At 75.6% G+C, this 9939-nt stretch carries 9 protein-coding genes and 1 pseudogene; 5 read left to right on the top strand and 5 right to left on the bottom strand.

The features are described 5' to 3' along the window. Window positions 1-74 precede the first annotated feature (74 nt). Window positions 75-1400 (bottom strand): cytochrome P450, encoded by a 1326-nt coding sequence (locus tag ACFV61_RS29365; RefSeq protein ID WP_380494865.1) that lies wholly within the window; start codon window positions 1398-1400, stop codon window positions 75-77. Window positions 1401-1676: 276 nt separating this feature from the next. On the opposite strand from ACFV61_RS29365, the gene ACFV61_RS29360 reads away from it, so the two are divergent. From ACFV61_RS29360 to ACFV61_RS29350, 3 genes are all read left to right on the top strand, one after another. After that, entirely contained in the window at window positions 1677-2780 is a 1104-nt protein-coding gene (locus tag ACFV61_RS29360; protein ID WP_380494863.1) for an NADH:flavin oxidoreductase/NADH oxidase, read from the top strand. 163 nt (window positions 2781-2943) lie between these two features. After that, on the top strand, window positions 2944-3549 hold the full coding sequence (locus tag ACFV61_RS29355; protein ID WP_363376142.1) for an SGNH/GDSL hydrolase family protein: 606 nt from the start codon (window positions 2944-2946) through the stop codon (window positions 3547-3549). Between the two features lie 155 nt (window positions 3550-3704). Beyond that, window positions 3705-4409, top strand: a complete 705-nt coding sequence (locus ACFV61_RS29350) for a hypothetical protein (protein WP_380494861.1) — start codon at window positions 3705-3707, stop codon at window positions 4407-4409. A 40-nt stretch (window positions 4410-4449) separates the two neighbouring features. Here ACFV61_RS29350 and ACFV61_RS29345 read toward each other — a convergent pair whose 3' ends face one another. Together ACFV61_RS29345 and ACFV61_RS29340 are read right to left on the bottom strand one after the other, a co-directional pair. Further along, window positions 4450-5583 (bottom strand): sensor histidine kinase, encoded by a 1134-nt coding sequence (locus ACFV61_RS29345; RefSeq protein WP_380494859.1) that lies wholly within the window; start codon window positions 5581-5583, stop codon window positions 4450-4452. Then, window positions 5580-6251 carry a response regulator transcription factor gene (locus tag ACFV61_RS29340; protein ID WP_063353004.1) on the bottom strand — a complete coding sequence of 224 codons (672 nt, stop codon included), beginning with the start codon at window positions 6249-6251 and terminating at the stop codon, window positions 5580-5582. The genes ACFV61_RS29345 and ACFV61_RS29340 overlap by 4 nt, the downstream gene beginning before the upstream one ends. Before the next feature lie 194 nt (window positions 6252-6445). Between ACFV61_RS29340 and ACFV61_RS29335 the strand changes: the two genes are divergently transcribed. Both ACFV61_RS29335 and ACFV61_RS29330 read left to right on the top strand, forming a co-directional pair. Then, window positions 6446-7096 carry a M15 family metallopeptidase gene (locus ACFV61_RS29335; RefSeq protein WP_380494857.1) on the top strand — a complete coding sequence of 217 codons (651 nt, stop codon included), beginning with the start codon at window positions 6446-6448 and terminating at the stop codon, window positions 7094-7096. A 9-nt stretch (window positions 7097-7105) separates the two neighbouring features. After that, window positions 7106-8209, top strand: a complete 1104-nt coding sequence (locus ACFV61_RS29330; RefSeq protein WP_380494855.1) for an endonuclease/exonuclease/phosphatase family protein — start codon at window positions 7106-7108, stop codon at window positions 8207-8209. A gap of 37 nt (window positions 8210-8246) precedes the next feature. Here the strand turns inward: ACFV61_RS29330 and ACFV61_RS29325 are convergent, their stop codons facing one another. Next, on the bottom strand, window positions 8247-9281 hold the full coding sequence (locus tag ACFV61_RS29325) for a hypothetical protein (RefSeq protein ID WP_380494853.1): 1035 nt from the start codon (window positions 9279-9281) through the stop codon (window positions 8247-8249). Continuing rightward, a pseudogene (locus ACFV61_RS29320) lies at window positions 9278-9939 on the bottom strand (hypothetical protein); the annotation flags it as partial. The pseudogene ACFV61_RS29320 and the gene ACFV61_RS29325, both read right to left, overlap by 4 nt.

The raw sequence follows: 9939 nt of genomic DNA, 5'->3' as shown, positions 1-9939 counted from the left end.
GCGGGCCCCCGCCCCCCCCCCCCCCCCGGCCCCCCCGCACGCCCGGGGCCGGGGGCCGCGCGGGGCGGCGGCGTTCACCCGCCCCCGCGCGGGCTGACGAGCATGCGGATGTCGTCGGCCGCCCGGAGGACGAACCGTTCGGTCGGGACCACCCGGTGGCCCGGCACGGGCCGAAAGCGCAGGCGCTTGAGGAGGACGGCCAGCAGCAGTTCGCACTCGACCATGGCCAGGGCGGCGCCCTCGCAGCTGCGCGGGCCGAACCCGAAGGGGACCCAGGCCAGCCGCGCGCGTCCGGCCGCCTGCTCCGGGGTGAAGCGCTCGGGGCGAAACCGTTCGGGCTCGGGCCAGTGGTCGGGGTTCAGGTGGATGGCCCAGAACGGGTAGAAGACCACCGCCCCGGCCGGGACCGTGTACGCGCCGAGGGTGAGCGCTTCAGTGGTCTGGCGCGCGCCGTAGGGGCCGGGCGGGTAGAGGCGCATCGACTCCTGGAGGACCGTCCGCAGGTACGGCAGGCGCCGCAGGTCGGCGCACCCGGGGGCCGGGCGGTCGCCGAGCACGCGGTCCAGTTCCCCGGTGACGCGTTCGGCCGCCTCGGGGTGGCGGCCCAGCAGGTGCAGGGTCCAGGAGACGGCCACGCCGGTGGTGTGGTGGGCGGCGAGCATCGTCGCGAGGACGGTGTCGCGGATCCGGGCGGGGCGCTCGCCGGCCTCGACCAGTGCGCCGACCAGGTCGCCGCGGTCGGCGCGGCCGCCGTCGCGGTGGGCCGCGATCACCCGGTCGACCGTCGCGCGCAGGAGGGCGAGCGCCCGCGCGGTCCGCTCGGCGCGCTCCTGCGGGTCGACGGCGGGGGGCACCTGGTAGAGCCGTTCCAGGTAGTCGGCGAGCACCTCCTCGAAGGCGGCGGCGACGACGTCCGGGCCCTCGACCTCGCCGCCCAGGGCGTACGCGCAGATCATCCGCAGGGACAGGGCGGTCAGGTCCTGCTGCAGCGCGACGGCCTCGCCCCGCGCGCCCCGCGCGGCCCAGCGGTCCGCGAGGCCGGTCGCGAGCGCGGTGAAGCGGTCGAAGGCCTGCTCGTGCGAGGGGCGGCCGGCCAGGACCGAGAGCAGGGTGCGGCGCCACGGGGCGTGTTCGTCCGCCGGGAGCACTTGCAGGTTGCCGGCCTCGAACAGCGGGTCCAGGAAGGAGAACAGGCGCTCGGGGCGGCGGTCCAGGTGCGCGGTGGCCTCCAGCAGCACCGGGTCGGCGACCGACACGGCCGTCTCGGCGCCGGGCAGCTGGAACCGTGCCACGGGGCCGTACTCGGCGTGCAGCCGCAGCTGGTAGGCGTGCAGCCCGCCCGCCTGCGCGATGGCGCCGACCCCGCCGTCCGGCCGGGGGTCGGGACCGGGGATCTTCATCGGACCTCCTGGTGACGCATGGTCGGATCCGCCGCCCGGACGGTGGACGCGGGCGGCGCAGCGCCGACGGCCGTGGGGACCAGGATCGCGCGGGAGCGCGTCCGGCCGGCAGTGGCGACGCCGGGTGACGCCGGGCCGGGGCCCGGGCGAGATTTCCAGCGCTTGCAAGCAATCGGCGCACACAACTATTGTGGTGTCACACAAAGTGCACCTGCAATCATTCGAGAAGGTTTCCCCCTCGCCCCCGGCCCCGCCTCCGCCGACAGGAGTCCGCCCATGAGCACCACCCTCTTCACCCCCTACACCCTGAGGACCCTGACCGTCCCCAACCGCGTCTGGATGGCGGCGATGTGCCAGTACAGCGCCGCTCCGGACGGCGACGCGGCCGGCGCCCCGACGGACTGGCACTTCGCCCACGTCGCGGCACGCGCCACCGGCGGCACGGGGATGATCATCATGGAGGCCACCGCCGTCAGTCCCGAAGGCCGCATCACCCCCTACGACCTCGGGATCTGGAACGACACCCAGGTCGCGGCCTTCCGGCGGATCACCTCCTTCCTGACGGCGCAGGGCACCGTGCCGGCCCTCCAGCTCGCCCACGCCGGCCGCAAGGCGTCCACCGAGCGCACCTGGATCGACCGCGGCCGCGCCCTCGCCCCGGACGAAGCCCACGGATGGACGCCGCTCGCCCCCAGCGCCCTCCCCTTCGCCCCCGCCCGGACCAGGCCCGACGAACTCACCGAGGAACAGATCCGCGGGATCGTCCGGCAGTTCGCCGACGCCGCCCGGCGCGCGCTCGACGCCGGCTTCCGGGCCGTCGAGATCCACGGCGCCCACGGCTACCTGATCCACCAGTTCCTCTCCCCCCACAGCAACCACCGCACCGACGCGTACGGCGGCTCCTTCGAGGGCCGCATCCGCTTCGCCCTGGAGGTCGTCGACGCCGTCCGCTCGGCGTGGCCCGAGGACCTGCCCGTCCTCTTCCGCGTCTCCGCGACCGACTGGCTCACCGAGAACCCGCAGGACGGCCGCACCGGGTGGACCTCCCAGGACACCGTCCGCCTCGCCAAGGAACTCCTGGCCCACGGCGTGGACCTGATGGACATCTCCACCGGAGGCCTCGTCCCCGACGCCACGATCGACGCCGGACCCGGCTACCAGGTGCCCTTCGCCGAGGCCGTGCGCAGCGGGGCCGGCATGCCCGTGGCGGCCGTCGGCCTGATCACCGACCCCGTCCAGGCCCAGGGCATCCTCGCCGCCGGTAAGGCCGACGCCGTCCTGCTCGGCCGCGAGCTGCTGCGCGACCCGTACTGGGCGCGCCGCGCCGCCGCCGAACTGGGCGCCCGGGTCCCCACCCCCGTGCAGTACCACCTCGCGTAGCGGCGCCCCGGTACGGGCGGTGGGGGGCCCTGCGGTTGCGGCGGCGCGGTTCCCCGTGGAGGCCCGCCCCGCCGCCCGCCGGTCCCGCGCACCTGTGATCAACTCTTCGGGTACCGCGGCGGGGGCCGCGGCACAGGACGAACCATCAAAGGGGGATGGTCACATGGTCGAACTGTCGAACGGTGCGATGACCTGGGTGGCGGCCGGGGACAGCATCACCCGGGCCGCCCTGCACACCCACGGCGCGCGCGGCTGGGTGGAGCACGTGCAGGAACGCCTCTGCTGGCAGCTCGGCCGGCTGACGGACGTCGTGGTCAACACTGGCGTGTCCGGCTGGCGGGCCACCGACGTCCTCGGGGCGTACGACTTCGTCATCGGGCGGTTCGCACCGGACGTGCTGTCGCTTTCGCTGGGTACCAACGACGCCCCCGCCGGGCTGGAGGGGCTCGGGGAGTTCCGCGACGCCATGCGCGAGATCGTCGCCCGGTCCGCCGGCGCGCAGATCGTGCTGCACACGCCGCTCGTGGCCAGCCACGCCGGGCGCGCCGCCCGCCCCGAGCTGCCCGCGTACTGCCAGGCCGTGCGCGAACTCGCCGCGGAGACGGGCGCGTTGCTCGTCGACCACGAGGCGTACTGGCTCGCCGAGTTCCCCGACGGCGAGGCGATCCCGTGGCTGGACGACCCCACACACCCCAACGGCGTCGGCCACCTGCACCTGGCCGACCACACGCTGCGCACACTGGGGCTGGGCGAACTCACCGCCCTGTGAGCGGGCCGCGCCGGGCGGGCCGTCGGGGCGGTTGCCGCTGATCGGGGGCTGGGCGGCGTCCGGAATTTTTGTCGGGTCCCTGTCTAGTTCGCTTGCGTCCTGGTGTGGTGGGATGTGCCCGTCACGGGATTTGAGGGCGCTGACGGGGGTGCGCGGTGAGGGGTGGACGGCTGTGCGGGCTGGACGGGGACGCGGCGCGGCTTGCCGCGGCGGGCCTGGTCCGGCTGGGTGCGCAGGAGTGGGTGGGCGACGCGGCCGGGGCTCCGGCGTGGCTGGGGCGGATGCGGGCGGCGTCATTCGCGGACGCCTGGCTGGCGTTCGGCGAGCCGCCGGCGCCGGGGCTGCGGGTGCCGGCCGGGGAGGTCCTGCGGGCGCTCGCGTACCGGGCGGCGGAGCTGGTGCTCCAGGCCCGCGAGGGGGATGTGCCGGCGGTGCTGGAGTGGCTGGGCCGGCGGTCGGCGGAGGCCCGTGAGCAGGCGGGCCGGGCGGAGGTGACGCACCCGGCCGAACCGGCCGCGCTCGCCCTGGTGTGGCACGGCGTCCAGGCGGTCACCGCCGACGCCGACGGCGGGGGCGGGGGCGGGTACGGGGGCGCTTCGGCGGCCGAGGGCCGGGAGGCGCACGGCCGGCGCATCGACGAGCGGGGCGAGGCCTACGTCCGCGAGCGGTACCACCGCCGGGACACCCTGGCGCTGATGCTGGCCTGTGCCCGGATCGCGGCCGCCGCGCTGGTGGAGTCGTGCGGCGGCGATCCGGGCCGGGTGGACGGGTGGCTGGAGGAGGACGCGGCCCGGTACATGGCGCTCGGCGGCCCGGTGCCGCTGTGGGTGCCGGGCCGGCCGGGGCAGCCCACGGGGTGAGGCCGGCGGCTCGGCGGCTCGGCGGTTTAGTCGCCGGGGCTCAGCGGGCCGGGAGGCTGAGGGTGGCGTGCAGGCCGCCGCCGGGGGCGGGGGTGAGGCCGAGGTCGCCGTGGTGGGCGTCGGTGATGGCCGCGACGATGGCCAGGCCGAGGCCGTGACCGCGGCGGGCGGGGTCGGACTGCGCGGTGCGGCCGCGGCCCCGCAGGAAGGGCTCGGTGAGGGTGGGGACCGTCTCGGGGGCCAGGCGGGGGCCGGTGTTGGTGACGGTGAGCCGGACCCGGCCGGGGCCGGCGGGGTCCGCCCCGGTGGTGACGGTGACGGATCCGCCGGTCGGCAGGTTGTGGCGCAGCGCGTTCTGCAGCAGGTTGACGGCGGCCTGGCGCAGCAGGACCGGGTTGCCGGTGGCGGGGGCGGGCCGGCAGTCGGTGGTGACGGTGACGCCCAGGGCGGCGGCCTCCTCCTGGACGGCGGCGAGGGCGTCGCGGGTGGTGCGGGCGAGGTCGAGGGGTTCGAGTTCGGGGGCGGTGTGGCCGAGGTCGGCAAGTTGGAGGAGCGCTTCGCTGATCTCGATGCCGCGCTGGTTGGTGTCCTGGAGGCGGGTGACGAGGGTGGTCCAGTCCTGGCGGGCCGGGTCGGCTGCGGCGACCTGGAGCATGGTGCGGGTGATGGCCAGGGGGGTGCGCAGTTCGTGGGAGGCGTTGGCGGCGAAGCGCTGCTGGGCGTCGAAGGAGCGCTGGAGGCGTTCGAGCATCTCGTCGAAGGCGTCGGAGAGGTCGGTGAACTCGTCGCGGGGGCCGGCGAGGGCGATGCGGTGTTCGAGTGCTCCGCTCGCGGCGCGGTGGGCGGCACTGGTGATGTCCTGGAGGGGGCGCAGGACGCGGCCGGCGATGAACCAGCCGCCGATCGTGCCGACGGCGGTGAGCAGGGCCAGGGCGTAGCCGGAGATGGTGAGCAGGGAGCGGAGGATCTCCTGGCGGGAGGGGGCGGAGAGGCGGTCGCGGGGGTTGGAGGAGGTGAGCGGGTAGTTGGGGATGTAGCGCATGCCGATGTAGACGACGGCCAGGCAGAGGGTGCCGGTGATGACGGCGAAGAGGGTGTAGCTGAGGGTGAGCCGCAGGCGGGCGGTCAGGCGGCGCGGCCGCGGCGCGGGGCGGGTGCGGGGCGGGGCGCTCACGTGGGGGTGCCGTCGGTGAGGCGGTAGCCGACGCCGGGCACGGTCTGGATCACCCAGGGTTCGCCGAGTCGTTTGCGCAGGCCGGAGATGGTGATGCGGACGGCGTTGGTGAACGGGTCGGCGTTCTCGTCCCAGGCGCGTTCGAGGAGGTTCTCGGCGCTGATGACGCCGCCGCGTGCGGTCATCAGGACCTCCAGGACGGCGAACTGCTTGCGGGAGAGGGCGACGTAGCGGCCGTCGCGGTAGACCTCGCGGCGGAAGGGGTCCAGGCGCAGTCCGGCGTATTCGAGGACGGGGGGCGCGGCCTGGGCGGGGCGGCGGGCCAGGGAGCGCAGCCGGACGACGAGTTCGGCGAGGTCGAAGGGTTTGGTCAGGTAGTCGTCGGCGCCGAGTTCGAAGCCGGCGACCTTCTCGTTGAGGCGGGCGGCGGCGGTGAGCATGAGGACGCGGCAGCCCAGGCGGTGCTCGACGATGGTGCGGCAGACGTCGTCGCCGTGGGTGCCGGGGATGTCGCGGTCCAGGACGACGACGTCGTAGGTGTGGACGGCGAGGCGTTCGAGGGCGGCGTCGCCGTCCGTGACGATGTCGCAGGCGATCGCCTCCAGGCGCAGGCCCGCCTGGACCGCCTCGGCGAGGTAGATCTCGTCCTCCACCACCAGGACCCGCACGCGCTGTTCTCCCGTCCCGCTCTTGCTGTCGTTGCCGTTGCCGTTGCCGTTGCCGTTGGTGTCCATTGGACACGAACGGGCCTATCGAAAACGTATCGGTTAGTGCAGACGTCCTGGTAACACCGCATTTCCTCCCATGGTGTGGCCGCCGGGTTTCCCCGTCGCGGCGAGATGACGAGCGCCGGGAGGCAGCGATGGACGGGACGACGCGCCAGGAGGCGACGCGGTGGCGGACGGCGGGAGGTGGCCGGCGGGCGGTGGCCGTGGGCACCGGGGCGGTGGTGGTGCTGGCGCTGGCCGGCGCCTGCGCGGCCGCCGATCCGCCGGCGACCGAGGCGGCGCTGCGGACCCTGGCGGCCACCGTCGCGCCGTTCTCCTCCTCCCTCGCTCCGGGGCCTGGCTCCTCGGCGGGGGCGGACGGCGACATTCCCGACGGCACGACGCTGACCCCGTTCGACACCGGGGCGCCGGCGGTGGGCAACCTGGACGGGCCACTGCTGGAAGCCGTCCAGCAGGCCGCCCGGGACGCGCGCGCCCAGGGCATCGAGATGACCGTCACCTCGGGCTGGCGCAGCAAGGAGTACCAGCAGCGGCTGCTCGACAAGGGGGTGGCCAGGTACGGGAGTCTGGAGCGGGCCAGGCAGTTCGTGAACACGCCGGAGAAGTCGGCGCACGTCTCGGGCAAGGCGATCGACATCGGTCCGACCAATGCCGACTACTGGCTGATCCAGCACGGCGCGCGGTACGGGCTCTGCCAGGTGTACGCCAACGAGATCTGGCACTTCGAGCTGCTGACCAGCCCTGGCGGGACCTGTCCGGCCCAGTTGCCCGACGCGGCCGGGTAGGGGGCGTTCGTGACCCGATCGCAGGAGGGGCTCGCGCCGGGGGCGGGGGCGGTCTCAAGGCCGGAGGCGGGGCCGGTGGCGGAGGCGGGCCCGGAGGCGGGGGACGCCTCGGCAGGTGTCTCCCGCCCGGCCGGCCGGCGACGCCGTCGGCAGCGGCGCCCGCCGGTCGGGCGCTGGCGGCGCGGCCGCGTGGCCGCCGCCGTGGCCCTGCTGACCGCCCTCGCCCTGGCCGGTCACCGGCGGGTGCCGAGCCTGGGCGTCCACTTGGGGAGCCTGTGGGAGAGCGCCCTGCCCTGGGCCGGCGTCGTGGTGCCCGCCGTCCTGCTCGTCGCCGCGCTGCGCCGCGCGCCGGTGCCGGCGTGCGCCGCGGTGGTGCTGGCCGCGGTGTGGGCCGTCGTGCTCGGGCCGGTGCTCGCCGGCGGCGGCCCGCTGCCGGGGGGCGGTGCGGGCCCGGCCGGCGGTGCGGGCCTGACCGTGGTCACCCACAACGTGAGCGCGCAGAACCCGGACCCCGCCGGCACGGCCCGGGCGCTGCTCGTCGCCCGCCCCGACCTGGTCGCCCTGGAGGAGGTCACCGACGCCGCGCTGCCCGTCTACCAGCACGTGTTGGACGCCGAACTGCCGCACCGCACGCGGATCGGCACCGTCGCGCTGTGGAGCCGCTACCCGCTGACCGACGCACGGCGGCTGACCATCGACCCGGGCTGGAGCCGCTCGCTGCGGGCCGAAGTCCAGGCCCCCGGTGGGCCGTTGGCCGTGTACGTGGTCCATCTCGCCTCCGTCCGGCTCAACGTCACCGGCTTCGCCACCGCTCACCGCGACCGCAACCTCGCCGCGCTCGGCGCCGCGCTGGACGAGGAGCCCCTGCCCCGGGTGCTGCTGCTGGGCGACCTCAACACCGCCGCCGGGGACCACGCGCTCGCCCCGGTCACCAGCCGGCTGAGCTCCGCGCAGGACAGCGCGGGCGGCGGCTTCGGGTTCACCTGGCCGGCGGTCTTCCCGCTGGCCCGGATCGATCACGTCATGACCCGGGGCCTGTCCGCGACCGCCGCCTGGACCCTGCCCGCCACCTCCAGCGACCACCTGCCCGCCGCCGCCCGGCTGACGCCGTGAGGGGTGTGCGGGCGGCGGGGGCGGGGGGCTGCCGGTGTCAGGCGAGGAGGTCGGACTGGAGGGTGACCACCTGGCGGAAGGCCGCGTCCGGGACGCCGTCGGGGTTGGTCATCGTGACGACGGCGACGAGGTCGGAGGCGCAGAGGTAGGCGACGCGGCCGGTCGGGGTGCCCTTGGCGCCCTTCGCCGAGCTCTCCTGGGCGTCCAGGTGGACGCCCTCGACGGTGTCCCAGGCGCTGTGGGAGGTGCTCTTCGCACCGGGCAGGGCAGTGGGCTTGGCGTCGGAGCGCAGGGAGGAGAAGACGTTCCAGGACTCGAAGGAGGCGCCGAAGCGCAGCAGCCGGATCTGGGTGCGGGTGCCGTCGGAGGCCGTCCACTCCCGGACGGTGGCCGCCCGGCAGGCGTCCTGCAGGAGCAGTGCGCGGAGCTCGGCCGGGTCCCGCTGGTCGGCGAGGATCGCGTCGCAGGTGACCCAGTCGGCCGGGGCCTGGCCGGCGGGGGCCGTGGACGGGCTCGCGCCCGCCGAGGCCGACGCCGACGCGGAGGCGGAGGCGGAGGCGGTCGGGCTCGGGGTCGGGGTCGCGCTCGCCGACGGGGTGCCGGTGGCCGAGGCGGTGGGAACCGGGTAGAGCGCCGGGGTGAGGCTGCCGCCGGCCTCCTTGGGGGCGGGCAGCAGCAGGTAGCGCAGGTCCGCGGCGTGCAGGGCGTTCTTGCCGCCCGTACGGTCCGGCGTGCTGCTGCCGGAGGGCAGCGGCGGCAGCGTCAGCGGCGGGAAGGTGTAGCGGCCGTCGCCCGGGGTGGCCAGGCCGGGCAGGTCGGTGCGCTCGGGGGCGGTGACGGCCAGCGCGGCGCCGGTGCCCGCGAGGGCGAACACCAGGGTGGCGGTGGCCCAGCGTGCGGCCGCCCTGCGGCGGGCGCTGCGCCGGGCGAGGCGGGCCTCGTGCTCCTCGGGGGTCTCCGCGGCGGGAGCGGCGGGGAACTCGGCGAGGGTGCCCGCGGGGGTCTCGGCGAGGGCGTCCACAGGGATCTCCGCAGGGGCGGCGGGCTCGTGCGGGGTGGCGTGGTCGGTCATGCGGACGCTCCCGGGCGGGCGAGGCGGTCGAGCTGCAGGGTGAAGAGGGCGACGATCCGGTCCTTGGGCAGCGGTGCCACGCCCTCGACGTTCATGACCACCAGCAGGTCGCCCTCGGCGGCCGAGCACTCCAGGTAGTCGATCGGCGCGGACGGCGGCGCCGGCATCAGGTAGCAGTGCGCCTCGGGGTGGCCCGGGATCTCCGGGCCGATCCGGAACAGGCCGGTGTCGCCGGTGAAGACCGCGGTGTACTCGTTGAGCTTCTGCACTTCCTGCTGGTTGAACTGGCGCAGCTTCAGGCCGACCACCAGGTCGTCCTCGCTGGTCCGGTACGTCCGCACGCCGGTGGCCTTGACGTGCAGGCCCTCCCAGTAGGAGCGCAGCTTGTCGCGCTTGTCCTTGGGGATCTGCTGGAGTTCGTCGTCCAGTTCGGCGGACAGGAACTCGGCGCCGAGTTCGGTGTCGTTGCCGTAGCCGCCCTCGTCCGGGCCGGGTTCGTAGCCGGCCGGGACGGGCAGCAGCAGGTCGCGCAGCGAACCGAAGTGGTTGCCGTTGGACTTGGCGCCGAACGGCGTGGCGGTCGCGGTCGGGACGGGCGCGGCGGACGGCCCGGCGGCGACGGCCGGGGCCGGGTCGTCGTACTGGGTCTTGATGATGC

The sequence above is a fragment of the Kitasatospora sp. NPDC059817 genome (assembly GCF_042731835.1).
Classification (GTDB): Bacteria; Actinomycetota; Actinomycetes; order Streptomycetales; family Streptomycetaceae; genus Kitasatospora.
This window is presented reverse-complemented; position numbering and strand designations above follow the sequence as displayed.

Coding starts and splice junctions, on each gene's coding strand:
- ACFV61_RS29355 (WP_363376142.1), top strand. CDS start 2,944: ATGGTCGAACTGTCGAACGGTGCGATGACCTGGGTGGCGGCCGGGGAC.
- ACFV61_RS29335 (WP_380494857.1), top strand. CDS start 6,446: ATGGACGGGACGACGCGCCAGGAGGCGACGCGGTGGCGGACGGCGGGA.
- ACFV61_RS29360 (WP_380494863.1), top strand. CDS start 1,677: ATGAGCACCACCCTCTTCACCCCCTACACCCTGAGGACCCTGACCGTC.
- ACFV61_RS29365 (WP_380494865.1), bottom strand. CDS start 1,400: ATGAAGATCCCCGGTCCCGACCCCCGGCCGGACGGCGGGGTCGGCGCC.
- ACFV61_RS29325 (WP_380494853.1), bottom strand. CDS start 9,281: ATGACCGACCACGCCACCCCGCACGAGCCCGCCGCCCCTGCGGAGATC.